16 protein-coding genes are annotated in these 16,474 nt (G+C 34.6%); 2 read left to right on the forward strand and 14 right to left on the reverse strand.

Annotation, left to right across the window (positions count from 1 at the left end; translation table 11 throughout):
* Nucleotides 1-64: 64 nt before the first annotated feature.
* From metA to BN1354_RS03245, 4 genes are all read right to left on the reverse strand, one after another.
* Complete coding sequence (metA, locus tag BN1354_RS03230) at nt 65-1,000, reverse strand: homoserine O-acetyltransferase MetA (protein ID WP_045089736.1); 936 nt, start codon at nt 998-1,000, stop codon at nt 65-67.
* A 36-nt stretch (nt 1,001-1,036) separates the two neighbouring features.
* Nucleotides 1,037-1,489, reverse strand: coding sequence for an aspartate carbamoyltransferase regulatory subunit (gene pyrI, locus BN1354_RS03235; protein ID WP_045089735.1), 453 nt, complete (start codon nt 1,487-1,489; stop codon nt 1,037-1,039).
* 56 nt (nt 1,490-1,545) lie between these two features.
* Nucleotides 1,546-2,463 (reverse strand): aspartate carbamoyltransferase, encoded by a 918-nt coding sequence (gene pyrB, locus BN1354_RS03240; protein WP_053826220.1) that lies wholly within the window; start codon nt 2,461-2,463, stop codon nt 1,546-1,548.
* A 79-nt stretch (nt 2,464-2,542) separates the two neighbouring features.
* Nucleotides 2,543-3,745, reverse strand: coding sequence for a saccharopine dehydrogenase family protein (locus BN1354_RS03245; RefSeq protein WP_053826221.1), 1,203 nt, complete (start codon nt 3,743-3,745; stop codon nt 2,543-2,545).
* Between the two features lie 337 nt (nt 3,746-4,082).
* On the opposite strand from BN1354_RS03245, the gene BN1354_RS03250 reads away from it, so the two are divergent.
* Nucleotides 4,083-5,237 (forward strand): mechanosensitive ion channel family protein, encoded by a 1,155-nt coding sequence (locus BN1354_RS03250; protein WP_231623062.1) that lies wholly within the window; start codon nt 4,083-4,085, stop codon nt 5,235-5,237.
* 138 nt (nt 5,238-5,375) lie between these two features.
* Entirely contained in the window at nt 5,376-6,458 is a 1,083-nt protein-coding gene (locus BN1354_RS03255; protein ID WP_053826223.1) for a 3-oxoacyl-ACP synthase III family protein, read from the forward strand.
* Nucleotides 6,459-6,476: 18 nt separating this feature from the next.
* Here the strand turns inward: BN1354_RS03255 and BN1354_RS03260 are convergent, their stop codons facing one another.
* Genes BN1354_RS03260 through BN1354_RS03305 form a run of 10 tightly spaced genes read right to left on the reverse strand, consistent with a single transcriptional unit; the run spans nt 6,477 to nt 16,470 of the window.
* A complete protein-coding gene (locus tag BN1354_RS03260; RefSeq protein ID WP_045089730.1) occupies nt 6,477-6,911 on the reverse strand; it encodes a GNAT family N-acetyltransferase in 435 nt (144 codons plus the stop codon).
* 25 nt (nt 6,912-6,936) lie between these two features.
* Nucleotides 6,937-7,761, reverse strand: coding sequence for an alpha/beta hydrolase (locus BN1354_RS03265; protein WP_053826224.1), 825 nt, complete (start codon nt 7,759-7,761; stop codon nt 6,937-6,939).
* A 20-nt stretch (nt 7,762-7,781) separates the two neighbouring features.
* Nucleotides 7,782-8,123, reverse strand: coding sequence for a hypothetical protein (locus BN1354_RS03270; protein ID WP_045089728.1), 342 nt, complete (start codon nt 8,121-8,123; stop codon nt 7,782-7,784).
* An 8-nt stretch (nt 8,124-8,131) separates the two neighbouring features.
* Nucleotides 8,132-8,944 carry an N-acetylmuramic acid 6-phosphate etherase gene (gene murQ, locus BN1354_RS03275; RefSeq protein ID WP_045089727.1) on the reverse strand — a complete coding sequence of 271 codons (813 nt, stop codon included), beginning with the start codon at nt 8,942-8,944 and terminating at the stop codon, nt 8,132-8,134.
* A 10-nt stretch (nt 8,945-8,954) separates the two neighbouring features.
* Nucleotides 8,955-9,797 (reverse strand): ATPase, encoded by an 843-nt coding sequence (locus BN1354_RS03280; RefSeq protein WP_053826225.1) that lies wholly within the window; start codon nt 9,795-9,797, stop codon nt 8,955-8,957.
* Nucleotides 9,798-9,812: 15 nt separating this feature from the next.
* Nucleotides 9,813-10,985: an acyltransferase family protein gene (locus BN1354_RS03285; RefSeq protein WP_045089725.1), complete on the reverse strand. Its 1,173-nt coding sequence runs from the start codon at nt 10,983-10,985 to the stop codon at nt 9,813-9,815.
* 37 nt (nt 10,986-11,022) lie between these two features.
* A complete protein-coding gene (locus tag BN1354_RS03290; RefSeq protein ID WP_045089724.1) occupies nt 11,023-12,267 on the reverse strand; it encodes an exo-beta-N-acetylmuramidase NamZ family protein in 1,245 nt (414 codons plus the stop codon).
* A 36-nt stretch (nt 12,268-12,303) separates the two neighbouring features.
* The gene (locus tag BN1354_RS03295) at nt 12,304-13,635 is read right to left on the reverse strand and encodes an MFS transporter (protein ID WP_053826226.1); all 1,332 of its coding nucleotides are present in this window, start codon (nt 13,633-13,635) and stop codon (nt 12,304-12,306) included.
* 49 nt (nt 13,636-13,684) lie between these two features.
* On the reverse strand, nt 13,685-15,049 hold the full coding sequence (locus tag BN1354_RS03300) for a SpoIID/LytB domain-containing protein (protein ID WP_045089723.1): 1,365 nt from the start codon (nt 15,047-15,049) through the stop codon (nt 13,685-13,687).
* On the reverse strand, nt 15,004-16,470 hold the full coding sequence (locus tag BN1354_RS03305; protein WP_053826227.1) for a glycosyltransferase family 2 protein: 1,467 nt from the start codon (nt 16,468-16,470) through the stop codon (nt 15,004-15,006). The genes BN1354_RS03300 and BN1354_RS03305 overlap by 46 nt, the downstream gene beginning before the upstream one ends.
* Nucleotides 16,471-16,474: the final 4 nt, after the last annotated feature.

Below are 16,474 nucleotides of genomic sequence, written 5' to 3' on the forward strand. Positions count from 1 at the left end.
AAAGCTTCACTTGGCTTTCTAAGCAGATAATATGATGTATATGATAGATCGAATATTTAAGTTATTACAAGTTACCCAATAAAGTTATGTCATGGATGTTATAGGGAGTGGCTTGATAAACAAAGTAGTTCAACCAGTTTATATACAACATATTTGCATGTGATCTCCATTTAACTAAAGGTGGTTGAGTTGGATCATTATTCTTATAGTAGTTTAAGGGGGGGGCAACATTATCCATTCCCTTCTCTTTATCTCTAATGTATTCGTTATGAAGTGTCAGAGGTGAATATTCAGAATGGCCTGTCACATAAAACTCTCTTCCTCCTCGTGATGTTGCTATATAAACACCTGCTTCATCTGACTCAGATAATATAGTCAAATCGTTATGTTGTTTTATCTCTTCGGCTTTGAGTGTAGTGTGTCTGCTGTGTGGTGCATAATATTCATCATCAAATCCCCTGAATAACGGAAATGAAGGGTCATTGACCTTATGTTTAAATACTCCAAATAATTTTTTGTCTAAAGGATATTTTTTAATACCGTAAAAATGGTACAGAGCTGCTTGAGCAGCCCAACATATATAAAAAGTTGAGGTCACATGAGTTCGTGCCCAGTCGCATATCTGAGTCATTTCACTCCAGTAATTCACCTCTTCAAATTCAAGCATTTCAACTGGTGCACCTGTAATAATCATTCCATCAAAATACCTGTTCTTAATTGAAGAAAAATTAGTGTAGAACGACATCAAGTGTTCAATAGGAGTATTTTTTGGTGTATGAGTAGAAAGTCCCAAGAATTCAATCTCAATCTGTAATGGTGAATTTGACAGTAATCTCAATAGATCGGTTTCTGTTGAGATCTTAAGTGGCATGAGATTAAGTATGAGAATCTTGAGAGGGCGTATGTCCTGAGTCGAAGCCCGTAAATCCTCCATAACAAAAATGGATTCTTTTTTCAATATTTCGATAGCCGGTAATTTATCGGGTAAATTTAATGGCATAATTTATTTTATTTTATAACCTAAATACTATCGTTTCTATATTAAAACGATATCCTCTTTTTTAATTTTAATCTCGCAGTAATGACACTGTATTTCCACTTTTTCTTTATCAGTAACATGGAATCTGGTCTTCATTGGTTCATTATTGGAGATACATTTGGGATTATTGCACTTAACGATCTCAATAATTTCGTCCGGTAAGATAACTTCTTTCTTTTCAACCACCTCAAAATTACGGATAATATTTAGTTTTACATTCGGTGCAACTAAAGCAATACGATTAATCTCATCTTCCTTGAAAAACTTATCAGAGACTTTGATTAGACCTTTAGATCCCATCTTGTTACTGTTTAAGTTATTACCAATTGTAATACGGTTGTCAAGTCTCTGCAACTGAAGCAGGGAGACGACTTTAAATAATGCCTCAGTTGGAATATGATCAATTGCTGTACCGTTTTCAAGTGCGGCAACTTGTAATGCTTTTCCCATATATTCTAACTATTTATTTCTTTTAACTTACAGATATTCCAAAACAAGTGCTTGAATTAAATCACACTTATTCCCATTAGATCACATATTATAGCCTGTCGGGTGTACATTCCGTTTTTTGCTTGTTGGAAATAATATGCTTTTGGGTTCTCATCAACATTCTGATCTATCTCTTTAACTCTTGGCAATGGATGCAATACTTTAAGATTTTCTTTAGATTTTGATAACATTTCATTGTGAAGAACATAGACATTCTTGACTTTTTCATACTCCATTAGATCTGTAAATCTCTCTTTCTGTACCCTTGTCATATATAGAATATCAGCACTATTTATAGATTCGGCCGAGAAGTTAGTGTATTCTCTGTAAGGAATATTTTTTTCGTCGCAGAACAACTTGTATTTCTCGGGAATATGCAACTCCTCAGGTGCAACAAAGTTAAAAGTGGGATTGAAGTACGATAAACCCTGTATCAGAGAATGAACAGCGCGACCATACTTCAGATCTCCTACAATCGTTATTGTGAGGTTCTCAAGAGTACCTTGTGTTTCGTAAATAGTAAACAGATCAAGCATTGTTTGTGTAGGATGCTGATTCGATCCATCACCAGCATTTATAACAGGTACTGGTGAAATTTCAGAAGCATAGCGGGCAGATCCTTCCAAATGATGTCGCATTATTATTAAGTCGGCATAGTTACTGACCATCATGATGGTGTCTTTTAGTGACTCACCTTTAGTTGAACTACTTGTAGCTGAATCAGAGAATCCAATAATTCTTCCTCTCAAACGATTCACTGCGGTTTCAAAACTTAAGCGTGTTCGTGTAGATGGTTCAAAAAATAGAGTGGCACATACTCTACCTTTCAACAGATCACGGTTTGGATTCTCTTTAAATTTAGTTGCACTTTCTAGAATACGAAAAATATCCGACTGATCATAATCACCGATGTTGACTAAACTTCTGGCCTGCATATATTAATTTTTTTCTTATCGAGAACTTTATTTCACAAAAGTAATCAAAATGACTCAAAATAAACTTTGTAAAACCTGTTTAAACCTCCAGGTCAATGTCAAACAACTCAAGCCAGGGAAGTCCCTGAATTTTTAATTGTTCCATAAACGGATCCGGATTAAACTCTTCAACATTAAAAACTCCCGGTTTTTTCCAAATTCCCTGCATAAACATCATAGCTCCTATTGTAGCCGGAACCCCAGTAGTATAGCTTACACCCTGAGCACCTGTTTCTTTATAAGCTTCTTCGTGACTGCAGTTATTATATATATAATAGGTTCTTTCTTTACCATCTTTTACTCCTTTTATACGGCAGCCAATCGATGTTTGACCGGTATAGTTTTCTCCCAGTTCACCCGGATCAGGTAACACCGCCTTAAGAAATTGAATAGGAACTATCTTTTGACCATTATATTCAACTTCATCAATACGAGCCATACCTATATTCTGAATTACACGAAGATGGGTAAGATACTCCTGACCAAAAGTCATCCAGAAACGAGCACGTTTAAGGGTTGGAAAGTTTTTCACTAGTGACTCCAGCTCTTCGTGATATATTACGTATGATTCTTTTGGTCCTATTTCAGGGTAGGTGAGAGGTTTATGTATTTCATGTGGCTCTGTTTCAATCCACTCTCCATTTTCCCAGTATTTCCCTTTCTGAGTTACTTCACGAATATTTATCTCCGGATTGAAGTTCGTAGCAAATGCTTTTCCATGATCACCGGCATTACAATCTACAATGTCGAGGTAATGAATCTCATCAAAATGATGTTTCGCAGCGTATGCAGTAAATATACTAGTAACTCCTGGATCGAATCCACAACCAAGAATTGCTGTTAATCCTGCTTTCTCAAATTTATCTTTGTATGCCCATTGCCACTTATACTCAAACTTTGCCTCATCCTTTGGTTCGTAATTTGCGGTGTCCAAGTAGTTTACACCCGCTTCCAAACAGGCATCCATTATTGTTAGGTCCTGATAAGGAAGAGCAACATTTATAACAATTTCGGGTTTAAACTCATTCATTAGTGCAACTAATTCAGGAACATTATCCGCATCAACTCTGGCAGTTTTAATTGTTATACCGGTTCTTTCTTTTACACTTTCTGCAATATCATCACATTTACTTTTTGTGCGGCTTGCTAACATGATATCTGTAAAAACATTGCTGTTCTGTGCAACCTTATTGGCTACCACTGTACCAACACCTCCGGCACCAATAATAAGTACTTTTCCCATATTTTGTGTATTTTAAATTTGATATTCCTTAGTACAAACTTACATAAAAAATCATTATTATAATGTCTATTGTTGAAAATAGAATCAAAGGGTGTTTTAAGTAGTGCTTTTTTTAGTTAAAGTGAAATTACTATATTTGTACTGAGCAAAAAGATATAATCCTGTCATAAATAGTAATTATTCTGCACATCTAAGATTGAGTATATAAAATTGATAACAAACTATGAATGAGGAAAAAATAGAGCAAATATCACGATCAACAAGCGCAATAAGTAATTGGTCTATAAATTTATTAAACGATATCGGCATTTCGGAGATAGGGGTTAAGTACCTTAATATGTTATTATTAGCAACTGCTTTGATTATTGTGGTATTTATTGTTCAAAACATAACCCGATATATATTACGACTGATTTTAAACAGATCTGCAAAAATCACTAAGATTCCAATTCTTACTCATCTTGAAAAAAGACGATTTCCGCATTATTTGGCAATGGTCCTACCATTCAGTATAGTTAAAGGATCTATTCCTATAGTGTTCGACCAATTTCCCAAGCTAATGAATTTTATGAATAAGGCTGCAGATGTCTATTTGATATTCTATATCATCTGGCTTATCATGTCAGTAATTAATGCTGCCTCTGATACAATACGATTAAAACCAAGTCTGAGAGATAAACCACTTGATAGTTATGTCCAGGTTATCAAGATTGTCTTTTACATTATAGGATTTATTATACTGTTCTCAATTCTCACAGGACAAGATACAACTACAGTTATCGCAGGCCTGGGTGCCGGATCAGCAATATTAATGTTAATTTTTAAAGATTCCATTTTGGGTTTTGTTGCCAGTCTGCAAGTAAGTGCTAATGATATGGTTAGAATTGGTGATTGGATAACGATGCCAAAATATGGTGCTGATGGTGATGTCATTCAAATAACGCTAACAACAGTTAAAGTTAGGAATTTTGATAAAACAATAACCACCTTACCTCCATATGCATTGGTATCAGATTCCTTTCAAAATTGGCGAGGGATGCAAGAGACAGGAGGTAGGAGACTTAAGCGTTCAGTGCATATCAAACAAAGTACAATACGTTTTATCAGACCTGATGAACTAGAACATCTCTACAAAATCGAACTTATCTCAGAATATGTTAAAACCAAAGTAAAAGAGATAGACAAATACAACAAAGAAAACAGTGTTGACAAATCATTGCTAATCAATGGACGTAATCTAACTAACATTGGCCTTTACAGGCAATATATTTATAATTATTTGAAGAGTCATCCAAAGGTCCACAAGGAATTATTACTTATAGTAAGACAACTTCAGCCTAATGAGAAAGGAATGCCACTTGAGTTATACTTTTTTACTGCAACTACTGCATGGGTTGAATATGAAGCTATTGTATCCGATATTTTTGATCATATAACTTCTGCAGCGGTCTATTTTGAACTTGAGTTGTTTGAAGATCTTTCGAATGATTAATTAATTATTAGTTGATTCTGATAAAATTTAATTTCAAAATTTAAAAAGAATTTTGAATGAATAATTTTATATCTTTGCTATTTAATTGTTTTAATATAGGTTAATCAAATGTTTAACATTTATAGATAACGGTGCATAATGAAGAAAATATATAGTGTATTTACGGGAACAGGGAGTTATGTTCCAACTAAACAAATTAAGAATGATTTCTTTCACTCAAATGAATTTTATGATTCAACTGGGAAGAAGTTAGATACTCCTAATGAAGAAATTACCCGTAAATTTGAAGAAATTACGACTATTGCAGAAAGGCGATATGCAGAAGATGATCAAGTCACTTCAGATCTTGCACTTATTGCATCTAATAAAGCTATTGAATCTGCAGGTATAGATAAAGAAGAACTAGACTATATAATTTTTGCACACAATTTCGGAGAAACCAGAGTTGATGATATTCAAATAGATGTTTTACCAACGATGGCTGCAAGATTAAAGCAGAAACTAGGCATTAGAAACCCTTCCGCAATTGCATACGATGTGTTGTTTGGATGTCCAGGCTGGGTTCAGGCAGTTATTCAGGCAGACTACTATATCAAATCAGGAGATGCTAAAAAAATACTAGTTGTTGGGGCCGATGTACTCTCACGTATTTCAGATCCTCACGATCGTGATAGTATGATTTATGCAGATGGAGCAGGAGCAGCTATTATGGAAGCAAGAGAGAGCGAGACCCCGATAGGTATTCTTGGCCATAATTCACGTAGTGATGCATTGGATTATGCAAAAATGCTTTATATGGGATATTCATATGAACCAGGACTTGCAAAGAAAAAAGTGCATTTTCTAAAAATGAATGGTCGCAGACTATATCAATATGCATTGTCAAACGTACCAAATGCAATTAAGGCAGGCCTTGATAAATTAAACTTAAATATCACTGATATAAGTAAAGTTTTGATTCATCAGGCAAACGGAAAAATGGACGATGCAATCTTGAAGCGTTTGTTTGAGCTATATAATATTAATGAAGTTCCTGAGTATATTATGCCAATGACAATCTCATGGCTTGGGAATTCCTCTGTAGCAACAGTTCCTACACTACTGGATATGATTATTCGAGATACAATGGACGATCATCAACTTGAGAGTGGTGATATTATTGTATTAGCTTCCGTTGGTGCAGGTATGAATATAAACAACGTTGTTTATAAACTCCCATAAATTTACTCATTCAGATTACTACTTATCAGGATTGAATCTGTAAACATTAGATTCTCTTTTCTCAAATCCTAATTTTTGATATAGTTTATTTGCGGCTATACGACTGGGATGTGAAGTCAGGTCAATCTTGGTTACTCCTTTATCGCGGGCAATTTGTAATGCGTGCCATATTAAAGCAGTACCAAGACCTTTTCCTCTTTCATCTTTATCAACAATTACATCCTCAATCCATGCTTTTTCACCTGTAGGAATAGTAACAAATACCACTGTTACTGTTCCAATCACTCTTTTATTTTCATCATATGCAAGACATAGATGAACATTGTCTGATTCAATAACTTTATTAAGTTCATCATATGATGGGTACTCATCTCTTCCTGTTAGTTGGGGCATTAATTTCTTAAAAGCATCAACAATACTTTCATCAATTTGTGTTATTCTTTCTATATACATTCTTTTTTCAGGATAATATAATAGTTTATTTTTTCAATTGCAAAACTTGATCAACTTCCCTTATTAATAAAGGGAAAGCAGGAAACGTCATGTCATGTCCATATCCTTGAATTTCAATAAGTCTTGTATCTTTATGTCCTACAATCTTCATCATTCGTGCCAAATATGCATTCTCTTCATATCTTCCAAGCATCTCCAATTCACGGTCCCCGGTAATCAGTAATAACGGAGGTGCACTATTCCTTACATGATAAAGTGGGGCAAACTTATCTACAAATGGCTGTGTATCTTTCATGCCATATCCTTCCCTGATATTAAAATGGGTTATAGTTTGTCCACTTAAAGGGATAAGTCCGGCTATACTGTCGGCATCTATTTTATATTTTGCTAAGTATTCTTTATTTAATCCAATCATCATTGTCAAATATCCTCCTGCTGAATGTCCTGAAACAAAAACTTTTGATCTGTCTCCTCCAAATTCTTCTATATTTTTGAATACCCATGCTACAGCCGCGGCTGCATCTTCAATATAATCAGGTGCTTTAGCCTGCGGTGAAAGTCTGTAATTTACACCAATTACACAAAGATCTTTGTTTTTAAGTGCTTCAGGTATTTCTTTATTTCCGGCTGTAAGTCCACCTCCATGAAACCAAACAATAGTGGCAAATCTTTTTACGTTTGTGGGATAATATATATCTAAGTTACATCTCTCATTTATTGAATTATTTTGTTGTCTGGTAATTTCATCGTAATACGGAATGTCTAAAACTGTTTTATAACTAGTCTCCTGTGCAACAGATAAAACTGTGTAACTTACAAGTATGAAAAATATAAATATCTTTTTATTCATGTCAAAAGTTCATAAGAATATTAAAAACAATCTGGATCTGTTCTATTAGCAGTAGCAGTTACAGATTTAAAATCTTTATCGAATCTGAGTAAGAGCATCTCTATTAGCTTTGTATGAAATGTAGCATATAGTTTTGAGGAGATATGTTTTCTGTCTTTTCGTTTTAACAATCCAAAACGTAACTCCTTATCATCTACCCAGATTTGGGGTTTAAAAAAAGCTTCATTTTTCCATATTAATGCACCATAAGTTAATCTTCCATCCTCTGTACACTCCCACTTTTCGGCCTTTTTATTTTCGATTGCTTCGTAAATCTTATCCAATAAAATATCCGGATGATTAGTCTGAATAATAACTGCCATTATAAAAATTATTGTCTGAAGTTTTTCAATGCGTTACTAACTGAACCATGTAATATCAATAAATTTTTAGCCTGTTCATAGGGTAGACCTAGTTCTTCAACTAACATACGTGTACCTCTGTCAACTAACTTCTGGTTTGTGAGCTGCATATTAACCATTCTGTTGCCTTTTACTCTGCCAAGTTTAATCATTGTTGTACTTGAAATCATGTTCAAAACCAATTTTTGTGCTGTACCTGATTTCATCCTTGTGCTTCCAGTTACGTATTCAGGTCCCACAATTGGTTCTATCTTTATATCTGCTTCTGTTGCGACAGGTGATCCGGGATTACAACATATCGCTGCAGTAAGAATTCCATTTGCACGAGCGTTGCGTAAAGCTCCAATAACATAGGGTGTTGTACCCGATGCTGCAATTCCAACCAAAACATCATTTTGATTAATCTTAAACTCTTTTAATTCCTCCCATCCTTTTTCAAAATCATCTTCTGCAGCTTCAACAGGATTTCGCAGAGCTATATCGCCTCCTGCAATCAATCCAATCACATAGGTGTTTGGCATCCCATAGGTTGGAGGAATTTCTGATGCATCCAATACTCCAAGTCTACCGCTAGTACCTGCACCTATATAGAAAAGACGTCCACCTTTTTTCATTCTTTCAATGATACCAGTAACCAGCTTCTCTATTTGCGGTATTGTTTTTTGAACAGCTAAAGCTACTTTCTGATCCTCTAAATTAATTTCATGAAGTATCTCTTCAACTGTTTTATTTTCAAGATTGTCGTAAAGAGATGGTTGTTCTGTTAGCTTATCAAATGACATATAATTTCAATTAAAGTGTTTTTGAATAATACTCAATTAAACCGATCATAGGGGATTTCAATATCTTTCCTGTAATAATTCCATTTAATTGTGCAGTTTCTTTTAATATATCCGAATAATACCAGGCAATGGAACCCACAAAGTTAACACTCTTTTCACTAAAATTATACTGCATGATATTTCTTTTGAAAAAGTCATTAAAGCTATTAATTACAATCTGCCTGATAGACTCATCATCCAGATGTTTACTAATAAATGGTGATAGGCTTGCCAAAAAACGACTTGGAAAGGGTTGGCGGTAAACTTTGTCGATAATGATTGAGGGAGTTAGTTCATATTCGTCTAGTAACAACTCTTTTAATCCTGGTGTCAATTGATTTTTTAAAGCATCTCCGATCAATTTTTTACCTATATAGGCACCACTGCCTTCATCTCCTAAAATAAATCCTAGAGGTGAGATCTGATTTATTATTCTATTACCATCCCACTCACAGGAATTACTTCCAGTACCTAATATACATGCAATTCCAGGTTTATGGCCACATAAACTATGTGCGGCTGCAATCAGATCACTATAAACTTCGATAGTCTCAATAGGGAATATCTTAAAAATTGCATTCTTTACAATAGGAATATTTTCAGCTATGCATCCAGAACCATAAAAATGAATTTTACTAATATTCCACTCTTTGAACTCAGGAAAAACATTATTATGAATTTCATTTGATATTTGGTCTTCTGTTTGAAATACCGGACTTATTCCTTTTCCTGAATAATGTTTTAATATTTCATTTCCTTTTATGAGGCACCAATCAGTCTTAGTTGCGCCACTATCTGCAATTAATCTTTTCAAAACGCTGTTTTATAATTAAATCTTTATGTATATATTTCTCTTATATAAAATATAGCCAAACAACCAACAAGCTGATACAAATAAGAGAGCGTATAATAACGATCCAAAATAATTACCTGCCCATGGTTGAATTAGAGTGCTGTATATATAATTCTTAATTGGTATAATTTCGCCTTGCCAGCTAACTTTAATATTTAATAAAAGATTTGCCATAACCCCGGCAAAGACATAAACTATCAGAGGGTTAACTCCAAAAGCATGGAAAAATCGACTCCATTTTTTATTTTGGTTGATATCAATAATCCATATTAATAAACCGAGCAATTGAGCTGCAAAACCAGTTGTTGTAAGAACAAAAGTAGGGCTCCAGATTTTTTTATTTATAGGACAATTATAGCTAAAAAGCAGCCCGGAAAAAGCCAAAACAGTTCCCCAGATCAATAGCTTTTCTACTCTTGTATGATTATCTTTATGTTTTATGATTAAACCTCCAAAAAGAAAACCAATAAGGACATGGGCTATTGATGGAATTGTACTTAATAATCCTTCTGGCTCAAATGCTATTTTAACACCCTCTTCTGTCCAATCACTTATCATATGGTTTTCTCCTAATATTGCTCTGTCAACAACAGAAATTATATTCTGTTCCGACATCTCATATCCGTTACCAACCAACAGCAAAAAATAATACCCAATCAATAGTATAGAAATGGTCAATATGATATGCCTTTCTTTAAAAAGAAGCGCTATCAGTGATGCAAATCCATATGCAAGAGCAAGCCGCTGTAAAACTCCAAGAATTCTAATTGTATCAAAATGACCGGCAGCCTCAATAAATGATTCACTTGATGCAAGTCCCCTGCAAAGTTGTCCAAACCATCCCAATGCAAGTCCAATTAAAAAAATTAATATCGTGCGACGTACTACTTTCCATATTGCAGCGCCTGATGGTTCGAAATCGAATTTTCTTAGGGACATGTATGTAGATACACCCATAATAAACATAAAAAACGGAAATACAAGATCGGTTGGAGTAAGACCGTGCCAATGAGCATGACCAAGTGGTGTGTAAATATAATTCCACGATCCGGGATTATTTACCATAATCATACCGGCTATTGTAATTCCTCTAAGTATATCCAGTGATAATAGTCTGCCACTTTGATGTGGAAATGTAATTTTATTCATTTATACGGCTAAATGTAATTTGATAAAATTGTGCTTATTATTTATAAAGATAATATTTTTTTGAAAGCTTTCTAAAGTAATCTTCATCTTTAGTCCAATGTCTGCTTATATCTTTATAGGAATGGTTCTTTGAAAATTCAATTCTGATTTTATCGCTTCCGCATACTTTGTCAAACATATTGTACCGATTTTCTGAAGCATGATCAAAAACTTTCTTATCGGGAAATAGTTTAGCTGCCACTTCCATGATGTGAAACTGAATATCTGAGAGGCGAACTTTGGAGAAATCGGTAATATATATTTGGACTCCCTGAAAATTCTCACCTTGGCCAACAGAATAGTAGGGCTTTAAATGAATTGGACGAAAATTAACTCCAGATAGACTTTTAGAATTAAGGGCAGCGGCAAATTCCTCTGCATTTATCCATTCGGCGGCAACAATTTCAAAAGGTAGGGTATAACCAACACCTATTGATACATAACCTAGTTCACCCAATATTCCTGTAACAGGATAATAGTAGGCAGAGTGATAGAATGGTATATGAGGTGAGGTTGGGACCCAAGGCAAGCCGGTATCTTCAAATTTCATTTTTCTTTTCCATTTTTTCATCTTAATTACAGACAATTTACAGGGATTTTCTAACATACCTTCACCGTTAATCATCTCGGCTAACTCACCGCATGTAAGTCCATATATATATGGTATCTTAAGCTGACTTACAAATGAAATGAAGCCATCCTCAACAAGGTTACCTTCAATTTTTTGTCCACCTAAGGGGTTTGGACGGTCAAGTACCATAAACTCGATATTATTTTCTGAAGCAGCCTGCATTGCCAGGTACATAGTAGAAATGTATGTGTACGAGCGACAACCAATATCCTGTATATCATAGACTAATACGTCAATCCCCTCAAGCATTTCAGAAGTTGGTTTTCTTGTAGAACCATACAGAGAATAGACAGGTACTCCAGTATTCGGATCGTTAAAATCGGATACTTTGTCTCCTGCATGAACATCACCTCGTACCCCATGTTCAGGTCCATAAAGCGCAACCAATTCCACACCATTAGCCTCGTGTAGAATATCTATAGTTGATCTTAAGTTGTCATCAACTCCTGTAGGGTTTGTAATTAATCCCACTCGTTTTCCTCGTAGTTGTTTAAAGTTATCATTTTTAAGAACCTCAATTCCTGTCTTAATCTTTATATCTTGAGCAAAAGATGATGTGCAAAATATAAATCCAATAACTGTAACTAGCAATATAATATTATTTATTTTCATACTATATTAATAAATTGTTTGTTTTTAATAATCAGATTACTGATTATCCCCACTATTGTCTGTTTCGGTTTTTTTATTTTTTTTCTTAGCTCTACCAAAATCCTTATCTATTTTCATAAATGGAATAATTATTAGAGTTGGTATTATAGCAATCAATATAAATATAAAGAAGTTAATATATCCAAGTTGTTCCTGTATCCAACCTGCGGCCATACCCGGCAACATCATTCCAAGTGCCATAAAACCTGTGCAAATTGAGTAGTGTGCAGTTTTGTGATCACCTTGTGAAAAATAAATCATGTATAACATATAAGCAGTAAATCCAAAACCATAACCAAACTGTTCAATGAATACTGCAAGGTTTACCCAAAGAAAATTTTCTGGTTGATAAACAGACAATAAGAGATAGGCGGCGTTTGGAAGTGTAATAGCTAATGCCATTGGCCATAACCAATATTTCAAACCTTGACGTGATGCTAATATTCCACCAATTATTCCTCCGATAGTTAACGCAATAACTCCAACAGTTCCATATGCTATACCTGCATCTTGTGTAGCTAAGCCGAGACCTCCAACTTCTCTGGGATCAAGTAGAAAAGGATATGCAAGTTTTACCAGCATTGCTTCTGCAAGACGGTATAATAGTATAAAAACAAGAGCCAGTCCAATACCCTTCTTTGTAAAAAAAGATCTGAATGTATTGCCAAATTCACGCATTACTTCTTTTGGAGTGTTTGCTGCTTTACCTGAATCTGAGACTGGATATGGGAGAACAAAGCGATGGTAAACGAAAAATGCAATAAATAATCCACCCATAATGAAAAAGGTTAAGCTCCATGCAGTTGGTATGTCTACTTTCCTCTCGAAGAAACCTGCAAGTATTATTAAAAATCCTTGTCCCGTTATAGAGGCAAGTCGATAAAAAGTACTTCTTATACCAACAAAAAATGATTGTTGAGAATCATCTAGAGATAGCATATAAAAACCATCAGCAGCTATGTCGTGAGTGGCTGAACTAAATGCCATAAGCCAGAAGAAAGCGAGTGAAGCCTGAAGCCAAAATGGGGTAGGGAGGGTGAATGCAATTCCAGCCAAACCTGCACCAATAAGCAATTGCATGGAAACTATCCACCATCGTTTAGTTTTAAGTATATCTACAAATGGACTCCAAAATGGCTTAATAACCCAAGGTAAATAAAGCCAGCTTGTATAAAGTGCAATCTCTGTATTCGATAGTTCCAATCGTTTATACATGATTACTGAAATTGTCATAACTGCTACATAAGGTAAACCTTCTGCAAAATAAAGAGTAGGCACCCATGTCCATGGATTACGAAATGTTGCTTTTCTACTTAGTTTGTTTTTCATTTCTTTTATTAGTTGTTTGTAAAGCAAAGACTTTTAGTCAAATGTTTTATTAGTATTCTGTTTTGATATTAGACCCGGGAAAATAGTGAAGTAGGATCTCTTTGTATTTATAACCTTTATCAGCCATCATTGCGGCACCGATCTGACAAAGTCCGACTCCATGTCCCCATCCGGCACCTGTTAATACAAACATTTGAGGTATACCTTCATCATTTTCTTCTGAGGCATCAACAACAAAAGCAGAACTGTAAAGATGAGATTTGGATAAAGCTCTTCTGATTTCGAGTTCTTTACCAATAACTAAAACCTTTTCAGTCCCTATTATTTTAAGTTTAATGATTCGTCCGGATGTACCTCTTTCCAAAGGTTGTAAGTCAACTATCTCTCCAAAATCAATCCCGGTACGTTCATAAATTAATGCTGAAAGTTCTTCCTGACTATACGTTTTTGTCCATCTGTAAAAATCAGCAGTCTCCTGGTCATAATCATTCAAAACCTGTTTAAGCACATTAGTGTTTTGAGTGTTGCAAAATGCATCTGGTGAACTTCTGATCCACTCTTCGGCTTCTTCTTCAATACAAAGGTCTGGTAATGGAATACCACTATAATTATCCGGTTTTCCCTGAAGATATGGATGAACAATTGGTTCCCAAACATTCTCAAATGTTTCCATTATGCCTCCGCAACACTTTGAATAACGTGCATCACAAATAGAACCCTTATAGGAAATAACCTTTCCCCAAGTCTCATTTACAACTCTGTCAACCAGTTCTGTTGTTTGTCTTGTAATTCCCTGATAGCGCTGACAATGATCATCTGCACAAACATCAAAATCTTCATGATCTTCCCGATCATACCATCTTATAATTTCAGTTGGTGTTTCAATTGAAGTCTGATAAACTTTTTTTTCTTTGTTTATTGATTTGTTTTTAATGATCTGTGCAAGCAACCAGCTTCGTGATATAATAGAGTGAGCTTTTAGTAATTCTTCCGAGCTGGTAGAACTCATTTCAGAAGAGATAACACTCTTTAGATAATCTTCAAGAGAGACGATATTTATCACAGTAATAGATTTATTTTCACCCACTCCGGTAGTAATAAACTTTAATCCACCTAAAAACTGTTGATTCTCTTTTCTCTCCCAATGAAACTGTACACCGATAATTACATCTTTAATTTCAAAGCTGTCCTTATGCAATTGATCTGCTTCAAAAGTTAACTGATCATATCTCTCTCCGTTGAAACTAATCTGACCATTATCGATCTCTACAAAATAATCTCCTTTCGAAAACTTTTTTCCTTGAAGTTTATAAGTTGAAAGTAATGAGAAGTTGATTCTATTCTGATTTTGTAGAATACCTACATGTATCAGAGGTTCTCTCGTTTTATTTTCTTTCTCGCCTGAAGTTCCCATGTTCTTATTCTATCTTTATAAAGGTTATGACCATTCATTTTGACAATATCAAGTGATGCATCAGAGTTATCTTCCCATCGTCTGCACAGGTACAATATATCATATATTCTCCCAATTTGGTAATTTCGTGATATTCTTAATCCTACAGCATAATCTTCACCATAACTCGTATTTGGCAACTTAATTTCACGTAGAATTGGTGTGTAGAAAGCTCTTGGTGCGCCTAAGCCATTTATTCTCAATGCATTGTTGCGTCCATTTTCAGGAGTCCATTCTCTATGATCGATTATTCCTGGGGGGATCATTTCCAGATCAAAGTTGGTCATTTGATATGTACCTACTACCATTGCACAATTTTGTTCATAAAATGCATTGACAATCTTTTGCAAAGTGTCTTCTCCGCTATAAATATCATCGCTGTCAAGCTGGATTGTAAACTTTCCACATTGAGGATGATGTATTCCCAGGTTCCAGCAACCACCAATTCCAAGATCATTACGGTTCGGAATTAGATGTATTAAACGAGAGTCATTGTTAAATTCTTCTATAGCCTCGGTAGTACCATCGGTAGAATGATTATCTACTACTATAAGATTGAATTTGAAAACAGTTTTCTGTCTTAAAACCGATGCAATAGCATCTTTTATAGTTTTAATTCTGTTTCGTACTGGAATTATTACAGAAGCTTCATATTCAAATTCATCCATATTAAATTCTATAGGATTGAATATTGGTTCAAGATAAGCCCCCACATCCTTTAAATGTTGAGTACATGCTTTTTCCATTTCAATTTGTACCTGTCTGTTTTTTGGATCTACATAATCAAATATCTTCTTTCCCGATTCTCTGTTGTCTTCTTCAAATTCTGTATAGAGGAATTCATTAATATGAACCAGATCAGCTATTTGTGACACCTTAAGACGTAAGTCATATAATCCCGCAAATTTATAATCTTCACTGTTTATTCTTTCTGCAGCTCTCTTAAAAACAGTGCTATTAAATAAGATAAATGAACCAAAGTTGAAATCATCCCTTAAACTGCCTTCCTGATAATCTATAACTGGATAGTTTTTTTTCTCTCCAGCAACTATTGCAAAATAATCAGAATATACCATTCCGGCACTACTATCTTCTGCAATCTGTATCATTCTTTCTAAGGCAAAATAGCCCAATTTCAAAGCAGTTGATTTCATGTATAGTGCCGTATAATCAGATTCAGTGTTTAGTGCAATCTTTTTAATTGTATTACTACTCAGTAATGTATCTATTTCAATACTTTTACATCCTTCAATTGTCTCATTGATGTTTTCAGGTGTAAGTAATAAAATATTGTTAATTGTATCTGATTTCTTTAGTTCATTTACAGTTTGTTGTGCCTGATTGGCATCAGAGTAAATAATGAAAGCATCTATTTTTTTCATATTG

The sequence above is a fragment of the Lascolabacillus massiliensis genome (assembly GCF_001282625.1).
GTDB classification, from domain to species: Bacteria; Bacteroidota; Bacteroidia; order Bacteroidales; family Dysgonomonadaceae; genus Proteiniphilum; species Proteiniphilum massiliensis.

Excerpts from the sequence above, each read along its gene's own strand:
- metA (WP_045089736.1), bottom strand. The coding sequence starts at position 1,000 with ATGCCATTAAATTTACCCGATAAATTACCGGCTATCGAAATATTGAAA.
- pyrI (WP_045089735.1), bottom strand. The coding sequence starts at position 1,489 with ATGGGAAAAGCATTACAAGTTGCCGCACTTGAAAACGGTACAGCAATT.
- pyrB (WP_053826220.1), bottom strand. The coding sequence starts at position 2,463 with ATGCAGGCCAGAAGTTTAGTCAACATCGGTGATTATGATCAGTCGGAT.
- BN1354_RS03245 (WP_053826221.1), bottom strand. The coding sequence starts at position 3,745 with ATGGGAAAAGTACTTATTATTGGTGCCGGAGGTGTTGGTACAGTGGTA.
- BN1354_RS03250 (WP_231623062.1), top strand. The coding sequence starts at position 4,083 with ATGTTATTATTAGCAACTGCTTTGATTATTGTGGTATTTATTGTTCAA.
- BN1354_RS03255 (WP_053826223.1), top strand. The coding sequence starts at position 5,376 with ATGAAGAAAATATATAGTGTATTTACGGGAACAGGGAGTTATGTTCCA.
- BN1354_RS03260 (WP_045089730.1), bottom strand. The coding sequence starts at position 6,911 with ATGTATATAGAAAGAATAACACAAATTGATGAAAGTATTGTTGATGCT.
- BN1354_RS03265 (WP_053826224.1), bottom strand. The coding sequence starts at position 7,761 with ATGAATAAAAAGATATTTATATTTTTCATACTTGTAAGTTACACAGTT.
- BN1354_RS03270 (WP_045089728.1), bottom strand. The coding sequence starts at position 8,123 with ATGGCAGTTATTATTCAGACTAATCATCCGGATATTTTATTGGATAAG.
- murQ (WP_045089727.1), bottom strand. The coding sequence starts at position 8,944 with ATGTCATTTGATAAGCTAACAGAACAACCATCTCTTTACGACAATCTT.
- BN1354_RS03285 (WP_045089725.1), bottom strand. The coding sequence starts at position 10,985 with ATGAATAAAATTACATTTCCACATCAAAGTGGCAGACTATTATCACTG.
- BN1354_RS03290 (WP_045089724.1), bottom strand. The coding sequence starts at position 12,267 with ATGAAAATAAATAATATTATATTGCTAGTTACAGTTATTGGATTTATA.
- BN1354_RS03295 (WP_053826226.1), bottom strand. The coding sequence starts at position 13,635 with ATGAAAAACAAACTAAGTAGAAAAGCAACATTTCGTAATCCATGGACA.
- BN1354_RS03300 (WP_045089723.1), bottom strand. The coding sequence starts at position 15,049 with ATGGGAACTTCAGGCGAGAAAGAAAATAAAACGAGAGAACCTCTGATA.
- BN1354_RS03305 (WP_053826227.1), bottom strand. The coding sequence starts at position 16,470 with ATGAAAAAAATAGATGCTTTCATTATTTACTCTGATGCCAATCAGGCA.